This is a genomic window from Plantactinospora siamensis (assembly GCF_042434095.1).
Taxonomy (GTDB): Bacteria; Actinomycetota; Actinomycetes; order Mycobacteriales; family Micromonosporaceae; genus KBS50.
Map to the genome: position 1 here is coordinate 279,622 of NZ_JBHLUE010000034.1, position 20,853 is coordinate 300,474.

Genomic DNA, 20,853 nt, shown 5'->3' on the forward strand with positions numbered 1-20,853 from the left:
AGTAGATGCCTGACATCCCCCGCTCGGCCGACGCCAACACCGGCGGGCCGACCGTGACCCTTGGTCACGGCCGGTCCGCCGGTTCGGCGCGTACGGCCGACTTCGCCTCGACCGGCAGGGACCCCGCGCCGTTCGGGGGCGGCGCCGGCGGCGGCGGCGCGCTTCCCCGCCGGAGCAGGTTCGGCATGGAGACCGTGTTCCGGCTGCTCTCGATGGCGGCCGGCGGCCTGGTCCTGGTCATCATCGTGGCCATCGCCGTCTTCCTGATCAGCAAGGCGATCCCGGCCATCCGAGCGGACACCGAGAACTTCTTCACCTACTCCGGTTGGGACCCCAACGCCGACCAGCCCAAGTTCGGCATCGGGGCGCTGGCCTTCGGCAGCCTGCTCTCCTCGCTGCTCGCGCTGATCGTCGCCGTGCCGGTGGCGCTCGGCATCGCGCTCTTCCTCACCCACTACGCGCCGCGCCGGCTGGGCACGACGCTCGGGTTCCTGATCGACCTGCTGGCCGCCGTGCCGAGCGTGGTGTACGGGCTGTGGGGCCGGGACTACTTCGTCCAGCCGGTGACGGACCTGTCGGTCTGGCTCAACAAGTACTTCGGCTGGCTGCCGATCTTTGGCGGCGACGGCCCGTTCGGCCGCTCGGTGCTGCTCGGCTCGCTGGTGCTGGCCATCATGGTGCTGCCGATCGTCACCTCGCTGTCCCGGGAGGTGTTCCGGCAGACGCCGGTGGCCAACGAGGAGGCCGCGCTGGCCCTCGGCGCCACCCGTTGGGAGATGATCCGCACGGCGGTCCTGCCGTACGGGCGGCCCGGCGTGATCGGCGCCATCATGCTCGGCCTGGGCCGGGCGCTCGGCGAGACCATCGCGCTGGCCCTGACGCTGAGCTTTGCCTACAACATCTCGTTCAACCTGCTGGAGAACGGCGGCAACTCGATCGCCGCCAACATCGCCGTCAAGTTCGGCGAGGCCGGTGACGTCGGCCGGGGCGCGCTGATCGCCTCGGGTCTGGTGCTGTTCGCCATCACGCTGGTGGTCAACATGACCGCCCGCGCGATCATCTACCGCCGCCGCGAGTTCACGGAGACCGCCGCATGACCACGATCTCCCCGCCCGTGAGCGCGCCGGGCCGGTCCACCGATCTGCGCGGCCGCAGCCTGCCGGCGCTGGCCGTGCTCGGCATCGCCGTGGCGGCCCTGGCCGTCGCGGCCGCGGTCGTGTACGGCACCGGCATCGGCGGTGCCGTCCTGGTGATCGCCCTCGGGCTGGTGCTGCACCTGATCGGCACGTACGCCGCCAGCAGCGCCGTGGAGGGCCGGCGCAAGGCCCGCAACCGGGTCTGGACCACGCTGGTCTACAGCGCGTTCGTGCTCGCCGCGCTGCCGCTGGTGTCGGTGGTCTGGACGCTGCTCAGCAAGGGCCTCGACCGGTTCGACGGCAACTTCTTCCAGACCTCGATGAACAACATCGGGCCGCGCGACCCGAACGGCGGCGCTTACCACGCCATCGTCGGCACGCTGGAGCAGGTCGGCATCGCCACCCTGATCACCGTGCCGATTGGCCTGCTCTGCGCCATCTACCTGGTCGAGTACGGCCGCGGCCGGTTCGCCTTCGCGATCCGGTTCTTCGTGGACGTGATGACCGGCATCCCCTCGATCGTGGCCGGGCTGTTCATCCTGGCGTTCTGGGTGCTGATCGTCTCGCCGCACCTCACCGGCACCGGCCGGCCGGGCTTCTCCGGCTTCGGGGCCGCGCTGGCGCTGAGCGTGCTGATGCTCCCGCTGGTGGTGCGCTCGTCCGAGGAGATGCTCCGGCTCGTCCCGGCGCCGCTGCGCGAGGGCGCGTACGCGCTCGGCGTACCGAAGTGGAAGACGATCCTGCGGATCGTGCTGCCCACCGCGCTGCCCGGCATCGTCACCGGCGTGATGCTGGCGATCGCCCGCGCGGCTGGCGAGACCGCCCCGGTGCTGCTGGTGGCGGGCGCCAGCGCGGCCATCAACTTGAACCCGTTCGAGAACAACCAGGCCTCGCTGTCGGTCTTCGTCTACCAGCAGGCCGGTGAGGCGTCGAAGTACTCGCCGGCCCGCGCCTGGACCGCGGCGCTCACCCTGGTCGGTCTCGTTCTGATCCTGACGATCGCGGCGAAGCTGCTCTCCCGCCGCAACCGGCTGAGCCGATGATCACCCAAGAGAGGTCCACCATGGCCAAGCGAGTCGAAGCCGAGAACGTCACCGCGTACTACGGGTCGTTCAAGGCCATCGAGAACATCAACCTCGCCGTCGAGCCGAAGAGCGTCACCGCGCTGATCGGGCCGTCCGGCTGCGGCAAGTCCACGTTCCTCCGGTCGATCAACCGGATGCACGAGGTGCTGCCCAATGCCCGGGTCGAGGGCCGGCTGACCATCGACGACCAGAACATCTACGACCGGGACGTCGACGTGACCGCGGTCCGCCGGACCATCGGCATGGTGTTCCAGCGGCCCAACCCGTTCCCCACCATGTCGATCTTCGACAACGTGGTGGCCGGGCTGAAGCTGAACGGCGTACGGAAGAAGTCCGTGCTGGCCGACGCGGCCGAGCGGGCGCTGCGCTCGGCCAACCTCTGGGACGAGGTCAAGGACCGGCTGGACAAGCCGGGCGCCGGCCTTTCCGGCGGTCAGCAGCAGCGGCTCTGCATCGCCCGGACCATCGCGGTGGAGCCGCAGGTCGTGCTCATGGACGAGCCCTGTTCGGCGCTCGACCCGATCTCCACGCTGGCCATCGAGGACCTGATGTTCCGGCTCAAGGACGAGTTCACGATCATCATCGTCACGCACAACATGCAGCAGGCGGCCCGGGTCTCCGACCGGACGGCCTTCTTCTCGATCGACAAGACCGGCGACCCCGGCCGGCTGATCGAGTACGACAACACCCAGAAGATCTTCAGCAACCCCAGCCAGAAGAAGACTGAGGACTACATCACCGGCCGCTTCGGCTGACCGCCCGAAAGGAAGGGCCCCTTCTTATCGCTTTCGGTAGAGGAGGGGCCCCTTCTTAACGGCCGGCTTCCTAACGGCCGGCGGCGAGGTGCTTCTGGTAGATCGTGGAACTGCGCCGGACCGACATGCCGACCCGCTCATAGAGCGACAGCGCGCCGGTCTCCGAGTGGGTCCACAGCGCGCAGCTGCGCTGCCCGCGCCGGTGGAACGCGGCGAACGCGTGCCGCAGCAGCAGCCGGGCGATGCCGAGGTTGCGGTGGTCCCGGCGTACGGCCACCCGCTCGACGTACCCCTCCCCCAGCGCCGGATCATCCAGCGACAACACCGCGCCGACCAGCTCGTCGCCGTGAAAGGCGAGCGGCGACAGCCGCGGGGCGAAGGCGTCGCGCTGCACCGTCAGCAGCGCCCATTCCTCGTACGACCGGCGCCGCTGCTGCCACTCGTCGAAGGCGTCCTCGACCAGCCGGTGCACCGCCCGCTCGTCGCCGGCGCGGAACGGCCGGACGGCGATCCCGGCGGGCGGCTCGGGGAGCTCCGGTTCCGCCGTCAGGTCGATGCCCAGCAGCCACTGCGTGGCCTTCGGCTCGAAGCCCCGGGACCGCACCAGCGCGGTGGCCGCCGCGTCACCGTCGGGGACGATCTGCACCAGCCGTGCGGTGCCGCTGGCTCGCGCCCGCCACACGGTCCAGTCCAGCAGCGCGGCGCCCAGTCCCCTCCCCCGGTGCGCCGGGTGGACGTCCACCTCGGATCGCCGGTTGGCCCAGGCCCAGCCGGCCAGCTCGGCCGCTGCGTCGAAGCAGAGCAGCGTGTCGACCGTCGGATCCAGTCCGGGCCGGCGCAGGTCGGCGGCGATGGCGTCCGGATCGGTCTCGACCCGGCCGTACCGGTCGATCTCGGCGGCGGCGACCAGGCGGTGGATGGCGGGTACGTCGTCGGGACCGGCCGGTCGACCGGAGTAACCGGCCGGCCAGGAGAGTTGCGCGGACATCCGGAGAGCCTCGCCGGTCCCCAGGCGGCTGTCCACCGGGTTACGTGTTAGGAAGGGCCCCTTCCTATACAAAAAGCGATAAGAAGGGGCCCTTCCTTACAGCAGGAAGCGCGGGGTGCCGTCGGGGGCCGTGCCGAGGCGGGGGGAGATGGGCGAGGCCGCGTCGCGGCGCGCGGCCGCGTCGGCCAGGGCGGCGAGGTCGGCGTGCTCGGCCACCTCGGCGAGGGTGACCAGGGTGGGCGGCAGCATCTCGATCTCCCCGGCCGCGGCCCGGGCCAGCGCGTCGGCCGGGGAGATCCACATAGTGTGGTCGGCCTCTCCGCTGACGTCCCGGGTCCGCTGCCCCGCCGGCAGCAGGGCCAGGAAGAAGTACGTGTCGAAGCGGCGCGGCTCGAACTCGGGGGTGATCCAGCGCGCCCACGGCAGCAGCAGGTCGGAGCGGAAGGTGACGCCGCGTTCCCGGAGCAGGTCGGCGAAGCCGGTCCGATGCTTCACCAGCGCCAACCGGTCGGCCTCCCATTCCGGGCCGCTCACGTCGCCCACCACGGACCCGGGTCGGGGACCGGCGAGTAGCACGCCCGCCTCCTCGAACACCTCCCGGGCCGCCGCGCAGACGACCGCCTGCGCCGGATCGGCCGCGATGCCGAGCCGGCGCCCCCACTCGGCCGGCGCCGGTCCGGACCAGCCGAGGTGCACGCCCGAGTCGGACGGGTCGACGCCGCCGCCGGGAAAGGCGTACACGCCGCCGAAGGTCATCGCGGCCAGCCGGCGGATGACGTACACCTGGAAGCCGCCATCGGGCGCGGGCCGCAGCAGCAGCACGGTGGCCGCCACCCGCGGGGTCGCCGGCGGCCGGCCCTCGGCCGCGAACCGGCGGGCGTGCTCGGCCAGCGCGTCCGGCACCGGGAAGCTCCGGCCGTCGATCGTCATCCCGCGAGCCTAGCCCGCCGCCCACCGCTCTCGCGATCTTGCGCTTCTGGTTGCGTCGAACGGGTCATCCGCCGCGAGCCGCCACCCGCAGCTGCAAGATCGCGGGGCCCACCGGGCGGGCGTAGCGTGCGGGCATGACTCGATGGGGAATCCTGGCCACGGGCGGCATCGCCACCGCCTTCGTCGCCGACCTGCGACGGCTGCCGGGCGCCGAGATCGTCGCGGTGGGCTCGCGCACCGCCGAGGCCGCCCGGGCGTTCGCCGACCGGCACGACATCCCGCGGGCGTACGGCTCCTGGGCCGAGCTGGCCGCCGACGACGGCGTCGACGTGGTGTACGTGGCCACGCCGCACTCGGCGCATCACGAGGCCGCGATGATCTGCCTGACCGCCGGCCGCGCGGTGCTGTGCGAGAAGCCGATGACGCTCGACGCGGCCAGCAGCGCGGAGCTGGTGCGGACGGCCCGGGACCGCGGCGTGTTCCTCATGGAGGCCATGTGGATGCGCTGCAATCCCGGCGTGCTCCGGATGGTGAAGCTGGTGGCCGACGGCGCGATCGGCCGGCTGACCAGCGTGACCGCCGACTTCGGGGTGGCCGGCCCGTTCCCGCCGGAGCACCGGATGCGCGCTCCGGAGCTGGGTGGCGGGGCGCTGCTGGACCTGGGCGTCTACCCGATCAGCCTGGCGCACCTGCTGCTCGGGGTCCCCGACCAGGTGCGGGCCTGGGCGCGGCTGTCGGCCGAGGGCGTGGACGAGAACACCGGGGTGCTGCTGGGCTACGACTCCGGCGCGCTGGCCGCGCTCACCTGCGGGATCACCGGCGCCACGCCGGTGGCCGCCACGGTGACCGGCACGGCGGGCCGGATCGAGCTGCCGAGCCCCTTCTACCGGCCGGACCGGCTGGTCCTGCACCGCGGCGGCGCGGAACCGGAGGAGATCCCGAGCGGGCTCACCGGGGGCGGCTACCAGTACGAGGCGGCCGAGGTGCAGCGCTGCCTGGCGGCCGGGCTGGTGGAGAGCCCGCTGGTGCCGCACTCGGCCACGGGTGAGGTGATGACCCTCCTCGACGGCATTCGCGACCTCATCGGCGTGCGTTACGAGTGAGGCGGGCCTCAGAAGATCGGGCGGACCAGGAGGTAGGCCAGGCAGGCGATGGCCGCGGCGGCCGGGAAGGTGGTGATCCAGGCGATCACGATGTTGCCGGCCACGTTCCAGCGCACCGCCGAGAGCCGCTTGGTGGCGCCGACGCCCATGATCGCCGAGGTGATCGTGTGCGTGGTCGAGATCGGCGCCTTCAGCACCAGGGCGTTGAAGTAGAGCACCGCGCTGGCCACGCTCTCGGCCGCGAAGCCCTCCGGCGGCCCCAGGTCGATGATCTTCCGGCCCAGGGTCCGGATGATCCGCCAACCGCCGGAGTAGGTGCCCAGCGCCAGCATGGTGGCCGAGGTCCAGAACACCCACTGCGGGATGTGCGTCTTGTCCGACTGGTAGCCGCCGGTGTAGAGCGCCAGCACCACGATGCCCATGGTCTTGGCGGCGTCCTGCATGCCGTGGCCCACCGACATGGCGGCCGCGGAGACGGTCTGGGCGTGCCGGAAGCCGCGGTTGAGCTTGCCGGGCTGGCCCTTCCGGAACAGCCACAGGATCGCGAGCATCACGAGGAAGCCGAGCGCCAGGCCGACGACCGGCGAGAGCACCATCGGGATGATCACCTTGTCGAGGATGTTGCCCCACTTCACGTGGCCGCCGCTGGCCAGCAGCGTGGAGCCGACCAGGCCGCCGAAGAGCGCGTGCGAGGACGACGACGGCAGGCCGAAATACCACGTGATCAGGTTCCACGCGATCGCGCCGAGCACGCCGGCGAACACCACGCCGAGGCTGGCCCGCCCGGTCGGCAGGCTCACCAGCCCGTCGCCGACGGTCTTGGCCACCCCGGCGCCCAGGTGCGCACCCGCGAAGTTGCCGATCGCGGCCATGGCCAGCGCCACCCGCGGGGTCAGCGCCCGGGTGGAGATGCTGGTCGCGATCGCGTTGGCGGCGTCGTGGAAGCCGTTCGTGTAGTCGAACGCCATCGCGGCGATGATCACCGCGAGTACGGCGATGAGGTTGCCGTCCACGCGCTCAGGACTCCTTGACCGCGATTGTCTCGACCGTGTTGGCCACGTGCTCGAATGCGTCGCAGGCCGCCTCCAGCTCGTCGGCGACCTCCTTCATCTTCAGCACGGTCAGCGCGTCGTACTCGCCGCTGAACAGCCGCACCAGCAGCATCCGGTACGCCTGGTCGCCCTCGTTCTCGAGCCGGTTGCACTCGATCCAGTACGGCTCGAGGTCCTTCATGGCCCGCAGCCGGGGCATGGCCTCGGCCGTCAGCTTCGCCTGCTGGTCCAGCACGTTGACCAGCTCGTGCAGCTCACGGGGCAACGCGGGCAGGCTGGTCAGCCCGTACAGGTAGACCAGGTTGCCGGCCGCCTCCAGGTGGTCCATCACGTCGTCCAGCAGGGAGCCGAGCGAGTAGATGTCCTCCCGGTCGAACGGGGTGATGAAGGTCGAGTTGATCTTCTGGTAGAGCTGGTGGGTGATCTGGTCGCTGTCGTGCTCCACCTCGGTGAGCCGCTCGCTCACCGACTGCACCTCGGCGCCCGGCAGGCCCAGCTCCTGGAGCAGTTCGGTGCCGCGGACCAGGTTCCGCGCGGCACTGGTGAACAGCTCGTAGAAGGCGCCCTCGGTCGGGCGGAAGGAGAACTTCACGGCAGGGACCTCGTCGTCTCGACAACAGGGGCAATGGGCGGCACGAGGGGGCCCGCCGGGGGAATGCTAGGGAACGGCGAAAGGCCGCTCCACGCGGCCTCCCCCTGGTTGACCTCGATTAATCCCCAGTTCACCTGATGTTCACCTAGAACCGGACATCAGGCATCAAGCAGCCGGCTCCGTTCGTGGGCCACGTCGAAGTTGCCCGGCGGATACCCCAACCCAAGATCGGCGAACGTCTCGGCGAGGATATTGGCGACCGCCCAGTCGCGGTACCACTTCCGGTCCGCCGGCACGACGTACCAGGGCGCGTCCGGGCCCGCGCACCGGCCGATGGCCTCCGCGTACGCCGCCTGGTAGTCGTCCCACCGGGCCCGGGCGTCAAGATCGGCCGGGTTGTACTTCCAGTGCTTGGTGGGGTTGTCCAGCCGCTTGAGCAGCCGCTCCCGCTGCTCCTCCGGCGAGATGTGCAGGAACACCTTGACCAGGGTGTAGCCCGAGTCGGTCAGCTCGCGCTCGAAGGCGTTGATCTCGTCGTACCGGCCGCGCCACACCTGCGGGGACACCAGCGACTCCACCCGGGCGATCAGCACATCCTCGTAGTGGGACCGGTTGAAGATGCCCACGTAGCCCCGCGGCGGCAGCGAGCGGCGGATCCGCCACAGGAAGTCGTGCCGCAGCTCCTCCGGGGTCGGCGGCCCGAACGCCCGGATGTGCAGCCCCAGCGGGTTCATGGCGCCGGCCACCCGGCGGATCGTGCCGTCCTTGCCGCCGCAGTCCATGGCCTGCAACACCAGCAGCACCCGCCGGTCGGCGGGCGGATCCACCTGGGCGCCGGCGTACAGCATCTCCTGCTGGGTGGCCAGGTCGCCGCCCAGCTCGGTCACCCGCTCGCGGGCCCACGACTTGGCCTTGGCGCCCCGCCGCTTCTCGGGCAACCCCGGCGTGCCACGGGGGTCGATCGCCGCGAGATCCACCGGGCCGTCGCCGGTGGCGGGGGCGCGCAACAGCGCACGGATCTGGTCGGCCGCCTGCTTCATCCGAGGATCATCACCCGGGTACGCCGGATCGGCCACTCGGCGCGGCCCGGTCACATCCGGCTCGACCGGCCCGTCCCCGGTCGGGCAGAATTCTCACTCTGCGCCCCGGCCGCGCGGGCCCACCGCCGCGCCGGGCCTTCAGGGGGGAGCGAGGGTGCCGGAGCCGGACCTGGCCACGGAGTTCGAGGCCGAACGATCCCACCTGACCGGCGTGGCCTACCGGATGCTGGGCAGCCGGGCCGAGGCCGAGGACGCCGTACAGGAAACCTGGCTCCGGTACGCGAAGGCCCTCGGCAGCCCCGAGGCGCGGGCCGAGATCCGGGACCTGCGCGGCTGGCTGACCCGGACCATCGGCCGGATCTGTCTGGACGTGCTCCGCTCCGCCCGGGTGCGCCGGGAGGCGTACCCGGGTCAGTGGCTGCCCGAGCCGGTGGTCGACCGGCTGCCGGGCGTGCCCGAGCCGCCCGCCGGCGGTGGCTTCGCGCCCGACCCGGCCGATCGGGCGGTGGCCACCGACCAGCTCGGGATCGCCCTGCTCGTGCTGCTGGACCGGCTGTCGCCCGAGCAGCGGGTGGCCTTCGTGCTGCACGACATCTTCGCGGTCCCGTTCGCCGACGTGGCGACCACCCTGGGTGGGACGCCGGAGGCGGCCCGCCAGCTCGCCTCCCGGGCCCGCCGGGCGGTGGCCGGCGCCCGCCCCGGGCCGGACGTCGACCTGGCCGAGCAGCGACGGGTGCTCACCGCCTTCCTCGCGGCCGCCGAGTCGGGCGACCTGGATCGGCTGCTCGAGGTGCTGGCGCCGGACGTGGTGTTCATCGGCGACGGCGGCGGGCACGTGCCGGCCGCGCGGCAGCCGATCCACGGCGCCCCGAAGGTGGCCCAGTTCGTCCTCGGCCTGTTCCGGCTGGCCGACCGGCAGGTGAAGCGGCTCCGGACCGAGCCGGTGCTGGTCAACGGCGCGCTCGGGGTGCAGTTCGAGGGGACGTTCCGGGACGGCCGGCCGTGGAAGTCGGTGCTTGCCTTCGACATCCGCGACGGGCGGATCACGGCGGGCTTCAACCAGATCAACCCGGACAAGCTGACCCGGGTGCCGCCGCTCGGCCCGGACGCCACCGACTGGACACCCCGGCCCTGACCACCGGGCCTTCACCCGACGGCCGCGGCGGCCGCCAATCACACCACCAGGGCCAACCATTTCCGGTACGCCGACGCGAACGGCTCGGTGCCGTCGCCGAGCGCGCCCAGCAGCCAGTCGACCGCCGCCCGCGCCTGCCGCACCAGCTCCTCCGGGTAGCCGTACCGGACCCGGTTCTCGGCGAACTCGTCCTCGTCGCGCAGCTCGACCACCCCCGAGGCACGCCGGCGCACCACATCCAGATCCAGGTCGTAGAGGTGGACGGTGTCGCCCTCCCAGCGGGCCGGGCTGGTGATGTCGCAGTAGACCTCGCTGGTCCGCGGGGGCGGGTTGAACATGCCGGTCCACCACGCCCGGTGCGGGACCAGCAGCACGAACGGAATCTGCTCCACCGACGGGCGGCCATGATAGACGGACGCGGTGCCGACGGTGACGCCGAGCCAGGTGCCCAGCTCGTCCTCGGCCAGCCGACGGGCCGGATAGTCCCGGTGCGCGCCGCCGTCGTACTTGCGGTAAACGACCCGGACCATTTCGCTCGGCATGCTCCGCACCTTAACCGATGCCGGTGACGCGCCGGCGACGGACGGTTGACCGCCGCCGGCCGCCCGGTTTTCCGGCGCCGACGCTCGGGTACGTCGATGCGCGGGGAAGCACGAGACACATTCGACGTTTGGGAGGCACAGGTGGCACAGGATCGGGATCAGTACCACGTCGTTCCGGACAGCCAGAATGACCAGTGGAAGGTCGAGAAGGACTCGAAGACCGTCGACTCCTACGACACCAAGCACGAGGCTCTCCAGGGCGGCCGGGAGACGGCGCACAAGCACGAGCCCAGCCAGGTGATCGTGCACAAGGGAGACGGGAAGATCGAGGAGGAGCGGACCTACCGCGACGACCCGTACCCGCCGGCCGGCTGAGACATCGGCGCCGGCACGCGTACCGGCCGCTTCGCCGAGTGACCTCGGGCCCGGCCCGCCACGTGCGGGCCGGGCCCTCGTCGGCCCGGGCGCCGCCGATTCGGGGGGGGTCGCCGATTCGGGGTGTCGCCGGCGGTCCGGGGCGGTGCCGGCGGTCCGGGGCGCCGTCGGCGCGGTCCGCGCGCCGCGCCCGGACGGTCACCGGGCCTGTCGGCCGGGGCGGGTACCGTCGCACGGTGACCGCCGCGACCGACACCAGCCCCTCGCCCACCCGCCGCAGCGGCGGCCGACCGAGCGGCGCCGAGCTGCTCGCGGCGGCCGTGGGCGCGGTGCCCGGCGGCGCGCCCCGGCCCGGTCAGCAGCAGATGGCCGACGCCATCGCGCGCAGCATCAGCACCCGGGAGCACCTGCTGGTCCAGGCCGGCACCGGCACCGGAAAGTCGCTCGCCTACCTCGCGCCGGCGCTGACCGTGGACGGCCCGGTGGTGGTCTCCACGGCCACCCTGGCGCTGCAGTCGCAGCTCGTCGACCACGACCTGCCGCGGCTCGCCGAGGCGGTCCGGCCGGTGCTCGGCCGCCGGCCGACGTTCGCGGTGCTCAAGGGCCGGCACCACTACCTCTGCCTGGCCCGCCTGGACGCCTCGACCGAGGAGGAGCCGGCCGACGCGTTGTTCGACGAGCCCCGGGCCGGCCAGCCGAAGTGGCTGGGCGCGGCCGGCCGGCTGGGCAAGCAGATGGACCGGGTCCGGGAGTGGGCCGAGCAGACCGGTACGGGCGACCGGGACGAGCTGGACTCGGGGGTGGACGACCAGCTCTGGCGGACCGTCTCCATGCCGGCCCGGGAGTGCGTGGGCGCGGCCCGCTGCCCGTTCGGGGACGAGTGCTTCGCCGAGGCGTCCCGGGTACGCGCCCGCGAGGCCGACATCGTGGTCACCAACCACAGCCTGCTGGCCGTCGACATGCTCGCCGGCCGGCACATCGTGCCGCCGCACAAGCTGCTCATCGTGGACGAGGCGCACGAGCTGGCCGACCGGGTCTCCTCGGCGGCCCAGGCGGAGCTGGTGCCCGAGCTCATCGACCGGGCCGCCCGGCGGGCCCGCCCGCTGCTCAAGCCGGAGACCGCCGAGGCCATGGTGGCGGCCGGCGACGCGCTGGCCGTGGCGCTGGCCGAGGCGCCCGCCGGGCGGATCACCGCCGGCCTGCCCGGCCCGCTGCACGAGGCCTGCACCCTGCTCGACTCGGCGACCCGGCTCGCCCTCGACGGCATCGGCGACATCAAGGCCGACGATCCCGACCCGGTACGCAAGCAGCAGGCGAAGGCCGTGCTCGACGAGCTGTCGAAGACCGCGCAGCGGCTGCTGGCGGAGGACGAGCACGACGTGGCCTGGGTGGAGAAGCCCGAGGGCGCCGGCGGCGGCCGGCGGGCGCTGGTCGTGGCGCCGCTGTCGGTGGCCGGCACGCTGGCCACCCACCTGTACGACGAGCGCACCGTGGTGGCCACCTCGGCCACGCTCACCCTGGGCGGCCGGTTCGACACCGTGGCCCGGGCGCTCGGCCTGGAGGCGCCGGCGGCCACCCCGCCGTCCCCCGCGGCGGCCGCCGCGGCCGCGGCCGCCGACCGGCCGGGCCGACGCTCGCCGGCCGGAGCGGACGGCCCGGCGCGCCCCGCCGACGACGGCCCGGGCACGGACGGCGCCGCGTCCGGCGCCGGCTGGCAGTCGCTGGACGTCGGTTCGCCGTTCGAGTACGCCCGGCAGGGCATCCTGTACGTGGCCGCGCACCTGCCCCGGCCCAGCGTCTCCGGGCTGCCCGCGGCGGCCGGAGAGGAGCTGGTGTCGCTGGTCAGCGCCCTCGGCGGGCGCACCCTCGGGCTGTTCTCCTCACGCCGCGCCGCGACGCAGGCCGCGGAGCTGCTGCGGGCCCGCACCGACCTGCCCATCCTGCTGCAGGGCGAGGAGTCGCTCCCGCTGCTGGTCCGCCGGTTCCGGGAGGATCGAGCCAGCTGCCTGTTCGGGGTGCTCTCGCTGTGGCAGGGCGTCGACGTACCGGGAGACGCCTGCCAGCTCGTGGTGATCGACCGGCTTCCGTTCCCCCGTCCGGACGAGCCGCTGGCCGCGGCCCGCGCGGCGGCCGTGGACGCCACCGGCGGCTCGGGCTTCGCGTCCGTGAGCGTGCCGATCGCGGCCATCCGGCTGGCCCAGGGGGTGGGCCGGCTGATCCGCTCCACCACCGACCGTGGCGTGGTGGCCGTGCTGGACTCCCGGCTGGAGACGGCCCGCGGCTACGGCCCGTTCCTGCGCCGATCGCTGCCGCCGTTCTGGTACACCACGCGGCCCGAGGTGGCCCGCGGCGCCCTGGACCGGCTGCGGCAGACCTGAGACGCCCGGCCATCGCCCGCTCTGGCGCGGCCGAGGCGCCCGGCCGCGTCCGCGGGGCCGAGGCCCCCGGCCGCGGAGCCGCGCCCGCGGGGCTGAGGTGCCCGGCCGCGGCCGCGCCCGCGGGGCCGAGACGCCCGGCCGCCGGCCGGACGCGACCCGGGTGGCGCCCGGTCGCGGGCCGACCTGGTCAGCGGGCCGGGCGGTGGACTCAGGGGGTCTGCGCGGTCACCACCACGGCATCCGGCGGCAGCTCCGGCACCCGCCGGGCGGTGAGCCGGCGGACCGCCGTGTTGAGCACGGCGATCAGCGGTACGGCGACGATCGCGCCAACGATGCCGGCCAGCACGGCGAAGGCGGCGATCCCGACGATCACGGCGAGCGGATGGATGGCCACCGCGCGGCCCATGATGATCGGCTGCAGCACGTGCCCCTCCAGCTGCTGCACCACGATCACCGCGCCGAGGACGACCAGCGCGATCACCCAGCCCTGATCCACCAGCGCCACCAGCACGGCCACCGTGCCGGACAGCGCGGCGCCGACGATGGGGATGAACGCGCCCAGGAAGACCAGGGCGATCAGCGGCACCGCGAACGGGATCTTGAGGATCAACAGCGCGATGCCGATGCCCAGCGCGTCGATGAAGGCCACCAGGACGGTGGCCCGCACGTACGCCACCAGGGTCGCCCAGGCCGCCGTGCCGGCGTCGTCGACCCGCCAGCGCGCGTTCACCGGCAGCAGCCGCACCAGGAACCGCCAGATCTTGCGGCCGTCTCGCAGGAAGAAGAACGTGGCGAAGAGCACCAGCAGCATCCCGGTGAGCACCTCGAACAGGGTGGCCGCCGTGGAGAGCGCGCCGCTGGTGAGCGACTGAGTGTTCTCGTTCACCCACTGCTGGCCCTGGTCGATGTACTTGTTCAGCTGGTTGTCGGACAGGTGCAGCGGGCCGGTCTTGAGCCATTCCTGGATCGTCCGCACGCCGTCGGTCGCCTTGGCGCTGAGCTCCGGCACACCCGCGATGAACTCGTTCACCACCGCCGTGAGGGTGCCCACCACGGCCGCGATGCCGCAGATCAGCACGATGGCGGTGGCCAGCGAGCGCGGCAGGCGGGCCTGGAGCAGCCAGCCGACGGCCGGCGCGAGCAACGCGGAGAGCAGCAGCGCGATGGCCAGCGGGATCATCACCACCTGGATGGCCCCGATCACCCGGATCAGCGCCCAGCCCACGATGCCGACCACGATCAACCGCCAGGACCAGGCCGCCGCGAGCCGGAGCGCGTGCGGCACCTCCGCGTCGTCCTCGTTGGCGAGCGACGCGTACGGCGTGAGCTGCGGTTCCGACTCCGGCGTGGGAGGGCTGAGCGGGGCGACCGGGACGCCGGGGACGCCCGGAACGTCTGAGTCAGCGGCGGCAGCGGAACCGGAGCCGCGCTCCCGGCTGGCCGACCGGACCGACTCCCGCCCCGACTCGTAGGCATGGCGCAGCCGCGCCCGTACCTGCTCGAAGCGACTCAAGCGCACCTCCTGGACGAGAATCGGCCCTCATACCGTAGCCGTACCGGGCCAACCGTGTTGGTCTCGCACCGGCACCCGGATTCCGGGCCGCCCGACGCCGGGACCAGCGGCGACTTGCCGCGGGACCGGGGTGGTCCCGGGCGGGGGCGCGGACCGGACGCGGTACCGTCTGCGTCGTGACCGCCGACCCGACCACCGATTCCAGCCTGCCGATCCGGCTGCTGCACGACCGCGTGCTGGTCCGCCTCGAGGGGGCCGAGGGCGAGCGGCGCTCCACCGCCGGCATCGTCATCCCAGCCACCGCCGCCATGGGCCGGCGGCTGGCCTGGGCGACCGCGGTGGGGGTGGGCCCGCACGTCCGGTCGATCGTCACGGGCGACCGGGTGCTGTTCGACCCCGAGGACCGCTCCGAGGTGGAGCTGCACGGTCGCGAGTACGTGCTGCTGCGGGAGCGGGACGTGCACGCCGTGGCGGCCCAGCGGGTGGAGAACGACGGCACCGGCCTCTATCTCTGACCCGCGCCCCAGTGATCACCGGCCCGGAGGGCCGTGGCCCGCGGCGGGGTCACCAGCCCGGGCGGCCGTGGCCCGGCGGCGGGGTCAGCACGACCGGGATGGGCACCACCGGCTCGTCGGGCGGCTCGAGGGTGCGCCGTACGCCATCCGGGAACGTGACGTGGTAGCGGCTGCCGTCCCAGATGGCGGCCGGGACCTGGGGATCGCGGCCGACGAAGACGGAGCGCAGCCCCGCGATCCGGACCAGCAGCTCCCGCTCCTCCTCGGTGCTGCGGGCGATCTCGGCGGGCCGGGTGTCCAGCCCCCGGCGCAGGCCGTCGCGCAGCAGCGCGAGCTTGGTGGCGGAGAACTGGTAGTCGCGCATCGCGCGCCGTCCGGCCTCGCCGGCCACCCGCCTGGCCCACTGCCGGGCCGCGTGTCGCCGGCCCAGGCTGCCCAGCGCCGCCACCTCCGGCGGGGTCAGCCAGCCGGACCGGACGTAGTCGGTGAGGGTCCGCTCGGTGAGCCGGCCCTCCCAGCTGCGCAGCCAGATGGCCAGCCCCACCATGCCGAAGAAGATCGGGACCATCACGCTCAGATAGCCGTAGAGCAGGATCAGGTTCTGCTTCAGCGCCACGGCCAGCGACGGGACGAGGTTCCAGGTGCCGTGCATCATCATCGCCACGAGCAGGCCGGCGATCGGCGCCAGGATCCGCACCCGGCGGTCCGCCGCCCGGGCCGCCAGCCCGAGCCCGACGCCGGTCATCGAGGTGAACAGCGGGTGCGCGAACCCGGAGAACAGGATCCGGACGATGAACGTGGCGAACAGGTACTGGGCGCCGGTGGCCGGGCCGTACTGCTGCGCGCCGGCCGCGTACCCGTGTCCGCCCAGGTAGAGGATGTTCTCCACCATCGCGAAGCCGACCGCCGAGAGTCCGCAGTAGACGATCCCGTCGACGATGCCCGACCATTCGCGGCGGCGGAAGATGAGCAGCAGGATCGGGAAGGCGGCCTTGCTCGTCTCCTCGATGACCGGCGCCACCAGCACCGCGACCAGCGCCTCGGGCAGCCCGGCCGAGGCGAACGCCTTTGCCGCCAGGTCGTTCACCTGCAACGAGGCGTACGTGGCCACGGCGGCGCCCCAACCGAAGCAGAGCACCAGATATCTGACCGGCTCCGGCTCGTACCGGTCGAGCCAGAGGAAGCACGCCACCAGCACGGGAACCGGCACGATCGCGGCGGCGATGCCGATCAGCAGCGCCTGGGCGCCCAGGCTCTCGCCGAGGGTGAGCAGCATGGCGACGGCGCAGCCGGCGATGACCAGGATGACCGCGGCCAGCACGAGCCCCCGGCGCCAGCCCAGCCGGCGGATCCGGGTCGCCCGGCCACCCGAGCGCGGCTCGGCCGCACCCGGATCCGCGCCGGTCGCCATGCTGGCGCCGGGGTCGGCGGCCGGGAACCGGCCCGGCGCCGCTGGGGCCGGCGGCTCGGCGACCGCCGGGGGCGCGGGCGGCCCGGATGACGCGGGTGGCGACGGCGGAGAAAATCCTCCGCCGGGCGGGGTGTCGGCCATGACGTCAGCGTAGTTGCCGCCGGCCGGTCGGTCCGGCCGCATCGACGCCGCCGGCCCGACCGTCCCCGGCCGCATCGACGCCGCCGGTCCGACCGTCCCCGGCCGCGGCCGTCCGGCCGTCCCCGGCGCCGCCCCGGCCGTCCCCGGCGCCGTTCCGACCGTCCCCGGCGCCGCCCCGGCCGTCCCCGGCCGTGCCCCGGCCGTCCCCGGCGCCGCCCTGGCCGTTCCCGGCGCCGCCCCGGCCGGTGCCGCCCGGTGCCCGGGCCCGGTGCTCCGCCGGCGCCCGCTCGTGGACCGGCCCCGAGGCCCGCCCGGCGGCCTCCAGCGCCGCCGCGGCGTGCCGTTCCTCCTCCGGTGACCGGCCGCCCCGCCGGCCGGCCGGCTGCTCCGCCGCGGACGCCGCCGGCTCCCCCGCGGCGGGTTTTGGCCCGCCCTGCTCGCCCTGCTCGCCCTGCTCGCCCTGCTCGGCCGGCCGGGCCTTCGCCTCCGCCTCGGCCTCCGCGTCCGGCCGGCCCGACCGGCCCGCCTCCACCGCCCGGCGGACCAGCCGGTTGGCCTCGGTCCGCTCGATGCCGCTGGCCCGCAGCAGGTCGCTGGCGGTCGTCCGGATCTGCGCCACCACCACGCTGCCGGAGAAGCCCACCCCCTCGGCGTACGCTCGGCCCGCCGCGCCCACCGCACGCAGCGACCGTTCCCGGGTGGCCTCCGGCTCCGCCCCCGCGCCCAACTCGGTGAGCAGTTGCCGGACCGCCTCGGCGAGCTGGCCGACGGCCTCCGGCAGCGCCTCCGGCACGGGCTCGTCGTCCTCCAGCGCCGTGACGCTGCGCCGGATCAACGTTCCGGCGTTGGCCACGGCGTGCTCGATGAACTCCGCGCCCTCGACGTACTGCGCCAGGGCGCCACGGCGGTGCCAGCGGACCGGGGCCAGCGTGGCGGTCTCCCGGCCGCCCTCCAGGGCCTCCTGCAGGCCCTGCATGTGCTGCTCGACCTCCTGCACCCGGTCCAGCGCCGCCTGGGCGCGGTCGGGGTCGCCGGCGGACAGCGCCTTGGCGGTGACGTCCAGCTCCCGGGCCAGGGTGTCCAGGGCCGGCCGGGCGGCCCGGTCGACCACCCGCAACGGGTTGAACGGCAGCAGCACCAGGCCCACGCCGAGCGCGGTGAACCCGCCCACGAGGGCGTCGATGACCCGCGGGAACTCGAGGTTCGGGCTCTTGGGGCGCAGCGCCACCAGCAACAGCGCGGTGACCGCCGCCTGGACCACCACCGACGGGCCGCCGCCCAGGAAGATGGTGATCAGCACGGCCAGCGTGGTGATCATGCCGAGCTGCCACCAGCCGATCCCGAACGCGGCGATGAAGAGGTCGCCGACGCCGATGCCGACCGCCACGCCGATGATCAGCTCGATCGTCCGCCGGAGCCGCTGGCCCACGGAGGCCGCGAGGGTACCGACGGCCGAGATGGGCGCGAAGACCGGATCGGGGTTCTTCAGCAGGAAACGCACGATGGCCCAGGACAGGCTCGCCGCGATCCCGGCCTGGAGCGCCAGGACCAGATTGAACCGGACCCGGTGCACGCGGTCCCGCAGCGTCGGCCGGACCCGGCGGCGCAGCTCCCGCGCCGCGGCCTTGGCGGCCTGCGGGTCGGCGGGCACGGCAACGCCGGCGATCCGGACCCTGACCGGCTCGTCCCGCTGCGGCATGGGCCGGACTACCCGTCCCGGGCGCGCTGAATCATCCGGCCGGAAACCGCCCATGCGGCAGACTCGGACCATGACCGCCCTCATCGACCGCTGGACCGCCACCGCGCTGGCCGCCGGTTGCCGGGACCGGGACGCGGTCACCGGAGTCGGCACCGAGCTGCTGCACCGGTGGCGCGAACCGCACCGGCAGTACCACACCGAGGCACACCTGCGGGCGGTGCTGTCCACGGTGGATGAGCACGCCGGCGCGGCCGCCGACGCCGACCTCGTCCGGCTGGCCGCCTGGTGCCACGACGCGGTGTACGACTGCCACGCGGCCGCCGGGCACAACGAGCGGGAGAGCGCGGCGCTGGCCGGCACGCTGCTGGTCGAGGCCGGGCTGCCGGACACCCGGATCGTGGAGGTGGAGCGGCTGGTGCTGCTCACCGCGACGCACCGGCCCGAGCCGGGCGACCGGAACGGCGGCCTGCTCTGCGACGCCGACCTGGCCGTCCTGGCCGGCCAACCGGACGAATACGACCGGTACGCCGCCGCGGTACGCCGGGAGTACGCGCACGTACCGGACCCGCTCTTCCGGGTGGGCCGGGCCACCGTGCTGCGCGAACTGCTCGCCCTGCCCGAGCTCTACCGCCTGCCCGAGCTGGCCGCGCGCTGGACCGAGCCGGCCCGGGCCAATATGCGACGCGAGCTGGCCGCGCTCACGGCCGCGACCTGAGCCCGCCCGGGCCGGCAAGGTGCCGCGGCCGGCGCAGGCCGGCGGAGCGCAGCCGGGCGGCGATCTCCCGGCCCGGCACCACCCGGGCGCCGAGCCAGACGGCCGTCTGGAAACGCTCGGCGGGCAGGTCGTAGTGGTCCCGGTCGAACCCCCGGCGCGGCACCCCGAGCAGCTCGGCGAACGCGTGCAGCTCGGCGTAGGACACGTCGCTGATCAGGTGGGACCAGAGCCGTCCCCGGGCGGGCCAGACCGGTGGGTCGACGAACAGCACGGCCGCCACGCTAGCGCGGGCGGCCGGACGGGCCGGCATGGCCGCCGGGCCGGGGCGCGGGCTAGCGTGCAAATCATGCCCGACCTCATCGAAGATCTCCGGGCCGCGCTCGGCGCGGCCGCCGTGCTCAGCGACCCGGATCTGCTGGCCGGACACCGGCGGGACGAGGCCGACCTGTGCCCGGCGGGCACCCCGGCGGTGGTGGTACGCCCCCGGCACACCGACGACGTGGTGACCACGGTCCGGCTGGCCGCCCGGCACGGCGTACCGGTGGTGCCGCAGGGCGCGCGGACCGGGCTGGCCGGCGCGGCCAACGCGGTGGACGGCGCCGTGGTGCTGTCGATGACCTCGATGGACGAGATCCGCCGGATCGACCCGGTGAACCGGATCGCCGTGCTGCAACCGGGCGTGGTCAACGCGACGCTGGCCGCGGCGGTGTCCCGGCACGGCCTGCGCTACCCGCCCGACCCCGGCTCGTGGGAGTCCTCCACCATCGGCGGGAACGTGGCCACCAACGCCGGCGGGATGTGCTGCGTGAAGTACGGCGTCACCGGCGAGTACGTGCTCGGCCTCGAGGTGGTGCTGGCCTCCGGCGAGGTGCTCCGGACCGGGCGACAGACCGCCAAGGGGGTGGCCGGGTACGACCTCACCCGGCTCTTCGTCGGCTCCGAGGGCACCCTCGGGGTGATCACCGAGATCACCGTGGCGCTGCGGCCGGCCGCCGAGGAGTCGCTCACCCTGGTGGCGGTCTTCGACTCCGCGGCCGCGGCCGGCGACGCCGTGGCGGAGATCTCCGGGCAGGGCCTCACCCCGAGCCTGCTGGAACTGCTCGACCGGGTACACCTGCGGGCAATCGAGGCGTACCGGCCGATGGGGCTGCGCACGGACGCGAGCGCGCTGCTGCTGGCGGCGGCCGACACCGGCGCCCGGGCGGCCGGCGACCTGGACCGGATCGCGAAGCTCTGCGCCGCGGCGGGCGCCACGGAGGTGTTCGCCGCCACCGACCCGGTGGAGGCGACCGCGCTGCTCCAGGCCCGCCGGCTGGCCCACCCGGCCATGGAACGGCTGGCGGCGCAGACCTACCCGGACGGCAACGGCGGGCTGGTCATCGACGACGTGGCGGTCCCCCGCGACCGGCTGGCCGACCTGCTCGACGGGGTGGACCGGATCGCCGTCGAGCACGAGGTGCCGATCGGGGTGGTCGGGCACGCCGGGGACGGCAACATGCACCCGAACATCGTGGTGGACCGCGCCGACCCGGCCAGCCTCGACCGTGGCCGCCACGCGTTCGACGCGATCATGGAGCTGGGGTTGTCCCTCGGCGGGACGTGCACCGGCGAGCACGGCGTCGGCCTGCTCAAGCGCGACTGGCTGGCCCGCGAGGCGGGGCCGGTGGGGATGCGGGTGCAGCGGGCCATCAAGGACGCCCTCGACCCGGCCGGCCTGCTCAACCCCGGCAAGGTGCTGTAGCCCCGGC

Annotated in this window: 20 protein-coding genes; 10 read left to right on the forward strand and 10 right to left on the reverse strand. The window is 73.9% G+C overall.

Annotation, left to right across the window (positions count from 1 at the left end; translation table 11 throughout):
• Positions 1-5: 5 nt before the first annotated feature.
• The 3 genes from pstC to pstB are packed head-to-tail and all read left to right on the forward strand — an operon-like array spanning position 6 to position 2,976.
• Positions 6-1,097: a phosphate ABC transporter permease subunit PstC gene (gene pstC / locus ACFFHU_RS30380; protein ID WP_377343930.1), complete on the forward strand. Its 1,092-nt coding sequence runs from the start codon at positions 6-8 to the stop codon at positions 1,095-1,097.
• Positions 1,094-2,179 carry a phosphate ABC transporter permease PstA gene (gene pstA / locus ACFFHU_RS30385; protein WP_377343931.1) on the forward strand — a complete coding sequence of 362 codons (1,086 nt, stop codon included), beginning with the start codon at positions 1,094-1,096 and terminating at the stop codon, positions 2,177-2,179. Before pstC ends, pstA begins: the two co-directional genes overlap by 4 nt.
• A gap of 20 nt (positions 2,180-2,199) precedes the next feature.
• Positions 2,200-2,976, forward strand: coding sequence for a phosphate ABC transporter ATP-binding protein PstB (gene pstB, locus ACFFHU_RS30390; RefSeq protein WP_377343932.1), 777 nt, complete (start codon positions 2,200-2,202; stop codon positions 2,974-2,976).
• A 70-nt stretch (positions 2,977-3,046) separates the two neighbouring features.
• Here pstB and ACFFHU_RS30395 read toward each other — a convergent pair whose 3' ends face one another.
• Together ACFFHU_RS30395 and ACFFHU_RS30400 are read right to left on the reverse strand one after the other, a co-directional pair.
• A complete protein-coding gene (locus ACFFHU_RS30395; RefSeq protein ID WP_377343933.1) occupies positions 3,047-3,964 on the reverse strand; it encodes a GNAT family N-acetyltransferase in 918 nt (305 codons plus the stop codon).
• Between the two features lie 96 nt (positions 3,965-4,060).
• A complete protein-coding gene (locus ACFFHU_RS30400) occupies positions 4,061-4,894 on the reverse strand; it encodes an NUDIX hydrolase (RefSeq protein ID WP_377343934.1) in 834 nt (277 codons plus the stop codon).
• 134 nt (positions 4,895-5,028) lie between these two features.
• Between ACFFHU_RS30400 and ACFFHU_RS30405 the strand changes: the two genes are divergently transcribed.
• A complete protein-coding gene (locus ACFFHU_RS30405) occupies positions 5,029-5,997 on the forward strand; it encodes a Gfo/Idh/MocA family protein (protein ID WP_377343935.1) in 969 nt (322 codons plus the stop codon).
• Positions 5,998-6,005: 8 nt separating this feature from the next.
• On the opposite strand, the gene ACFFHU_RS30410 is transcribed toward ACFFHU_RS30405, so the two are convergent.
• From ACFFHU_RS30410 to ACFFHU_RS30420, 3 genes are all read right to left on the reverse strand, one after another.
• Positions 6,006-7,010, reverse strand: a complete 1,005-nt coding sequence (locus ACFFHU_RS30410; RefSeq protein WP_377343936.1) for an inorganic phosphate transporter — start codon at positions 7,008-7,010, stop codon at positions 6,006-6,008.
• 4 nt (positions 7,011-7,014) lie between these two features.
• Complete coding sequence (locus ACFFHU_RS30415) at positions 7,015-7,641, reverse strand: DUF47 domain-containing protein (RefSeq protein ID WP_377343937.1); 627 nt, start codon at positions 7,639-7,641, stop codon at positions 7,015-7,017.
• Positions 7,642-7,799: 158 nt separating this feature from the next.
• Positions 7,800-8,681, reverse strand: a complete 882-nt coding sequence (locus tag ACFFHU_RS30420; RefSeq protein WP_377343938.1) for a PPK2 family polyphosphate kinase — start codon at positions 8,679-8,681, stop codon at positions 7,800-7,802.
• A gap of 154 nt (positions 8,682-8,835) precedes the next feature.
• Between ACFFHU_RS30420 and sigJ the strand changes: the two genes are divergently transcribed.
• Positions 8,836-9,816, forward strand: coding sequence for an RNA polymerase sigma factor SigJ (sigJ, locus tag ACFFHU_RS30425; protein WP_377343940.1), 981 nt, complete (start codon positions 8,836-8,838; stop codon positions 9,814-9,816).
• A gap of 38 nt (positions 9,817-9,854) precedes the next feature.
• Here the strand turns inward: sigJ and ACFFHU_RS30430 are convergent, their stop codons facing one another.
• Positions 9,855-10,358: a DUF402 domain-containing protein gene (locus ACFFHU_RS30430; RefSeq protein ID WP_377343941.1), complete on the reverse strand. Its 504-nt coding sequence runs from the start codon at positions 10,356-10,358 to the stop codon at positions 9,855-9,857.
• A 141-nt stretch (positions 10,359-10,499) separates the two neighbouring features.
• On the opposite strand from ACFFHU_RS30430, the gene ACFFHU_RS30435 reads away from it, so the two are divergent.
• Together ACFFHU_RS30435 and ACFFHU_RS30440 are read left to right on the forward strand one after the other, a co-directional pair.
• Positions 10,500-10,733 (forward strand): DUF2188 domain-containing protein, encoded by a 234-nt coding sequence (locus ACFFHU_RS30435; protein ID WP_377343943.1) that lies wholly within the window; start codon positions 10,500-10,502, stop codon positions 10,731-10,733.
• A 236-nt stretch (positions 10,734-10,969) separates the two neighbouring features.
• Positions 10,970-13,111: an ATP-dependent DNA helicase gene (locus ACFFHU_RS30440; RefSeq protein ID WP_377343945.1), complete on the forward strand. Its 2,142-nt coding sequence runs from the start codon at positions 10,970-10,972 to the stop codon at positions 13,109-13,111.
• 208 nt (positions 13,112-13,319) lie between these two features.
• Here ACFFHU_RS30440 and ACFFHU_RS30445 read toward each other — a convergent pair whose 3' ends face one another.
• Positions 13,320-14,624 (reverse strand): AI-2E family transporter, encoded by a 1,305-nt coding sequence (locus tag ACFFHU_RS30445; RefSeq protein WP_377343946.1) that lies wholly within the window; start codon positions 14,622-14,624, stop codon positions 13,320-13,322.
• Positions 14,625-14,800: 176 nt separating this feature from the next.
• Between ACFFHU_RS30445 and ACFFHU_RS30450 the strand changes: the two genes are divergently transcribed.
• Positions 14,801-15,139 carry a GroES family chaperonin gene (locus ACFFHU_RS30450; protein ID WP_377343947.1) on the forward strand — a complete coding sequence of 113 codons (339 nt, stop codon included), beginning with the start codon at positions 14,801-14,803 and terminating at the stop codon, positions 15,137-15,139.
• A 49-nt stretch (positions 15,140-15,188) separates the two neighbouring features.
• Here the strand turns inward: ACFFHU_RS30450 and ACFFHU_RS30455 are convergent, their stop codons facing one another.
• Both ACFFHU_RS30455 and ACFFHU_RS30460 read right to left on the reverse strand, forming a co-directional pair.
• On the reverse strand, positions 15,189-16,733 hold the full coding sequence (locus ACFFHU_RS30455; RefSeq protein WP_377343949.1) for a PrsW family intramembrane metalloprotease: 1,545 nt from the start codon (positions 16,731-16,733) through the stop codon (positions 15,189-15,191).
• A complete protein-coding gene (locus ACFFHU_RS30460) occupies positions 16,696-18,390 on the reverse strand; it encodes an FUSC family protein (RefSeq protein WP_377343950.1) in 1,695 nt (564 codons plus the stop codon). Before ACFFHU_RS30460 ends, ACFFHU_RS30455 begins: the two co-directional genes overlap by 38 nt.
• A gap of 70 nt (positions 18,391-18,460) precedes the next feature.
• Here ACFFHU_RS30460 and ACFFHU_RS30465 point away from each other — a divergent pair, with 70 nt between their 5' ends.
• Complete coding sequence (locus tag ACFFHU_RS30465) at positions 18,461-19,105, forward strand: HD domain-containing protein (RefSeq protein WP_377343951.1); 645 nt, start codon at positions 18,461-18,463, stop codon at positions 19,103-19,105.
• Here ACFFHU_RS30465 and ACFFHU_RS30470 read toward each other — a convergent pair.
• Positions 19,089-19,376: a DUF4031 domain-containing protein gene (locus tag ACFFHU_RS30470; protein ID WP_377343952.1), complete on the reverse strand. Its 288-nt coding sequence runs from the start codon at positions 19,374-19,376 to the stop codon at positions 19,089-19,091. The genes ACFFHU_RS30465 and ACFFHU_RS30470 overlap by 17 nt on opposite strands.
• Before the next feature lie 75 nt (positions 19,377-19,451).
• Here ACFFHU_RS30470 and ACFFHU_RS30475 point away from each other — a divergent pair, with 75 nt between their 5' ends.
• Positions 19,452-20,846, forward strand: a complete 1,395-nt coding sequence (locus tag ACFFHU_RS30475; protein ID WP_377343953.1) for an FAD-binding oxidoreductase — start codon at positions 19,452-19,454, stop codon at positions 20,844-20,846.
• Positions 20,847-20,853 lie beyond the last annotated feature (7 nt).

Coding starts and splice junctions, on each gene's coding strand:
- pstC (WP_377343930.1), top strand. CDS start 6: ATGCCTGACATCCCCCGCTCGGCCGACGCCAACACCGGCGGGCCGACC.
- pstA (WP_377343931.1), top strand. CDS start 1,094: ATGACCACGATCTCCCCGCCCGTGAGCGCGCCGGGCCGGTCCACCGAT.
- pstB (WP_377343932.1), top strand. CDS start 2,200: ATGGCCAAGCGAGTCGAAGCCGAGAACGTCACCGCGTACTACGGGTCG.
- ACFFHU_RS30395 (WP_377343933.1), bottom strand. CDS start 3,964: ATGTCCGCGCAACTCTCCTGGCCGGCCGGTTACTCCGGTCGACCGGCC.
- ACFFHU_RS30400 (WP_377343934.1), bottom strand. CDS start 4,894: ATGACGATCGACGGCCGGAGCTTCCCGGTGCCGGACGCGCTGGCCGAG.
- ACFFHU_RS30405 (WP_377343935.1), top strand. CDS start 5,029: ATGACTCGATGGGGAATCCTGGCCACGGGCGGCATCGCCACCGCCTTC.
- ACFFHU_RS30420 (WP_377343938.1), bottom strand. CDS start 8,681: ATGAAGCAGGCGGCCGACCAGATCCGTGCGCTGTTGCGCGCCCCCGCC.
- ACFFHU_RS30430 (WP_377343941.1), bottom strand. CDS start 10,358: ATGCCGAGCGAAATGGTCCGGGTCGTTTACCGCAAGTACGACGGCGGC.
- ACFFHU_RS30455 (WP_377343949.1), bottom strand. CDS start 16,733: ATGCGGCCGGACCGACCGGCCGGCGGCAACTACGCTGACGTCATGGCC.
- ACFFHU_RS30460 (WP_377343950.1), bottom strand. CDS start 18,390: ATGCCGCAGCGGGACGAGCCGGTCAGGGTCCGGATCGCCGGCGTTGCC.
- ACFFHU_RS30465 (WP_377343951.1), top strand. CDS start 18,461: ATGACCGCCCTCATCGACCGCTGGACCGCCACCGCGCTGGCCGCCGGT.
- ACFFHU_RS30475 (WP_377343953.1), top strand. CDS start 19,452: ATGCCCGACCTCATCGAAGATCTCCGGGCCGCGCTCGGCGCGGCCGCC.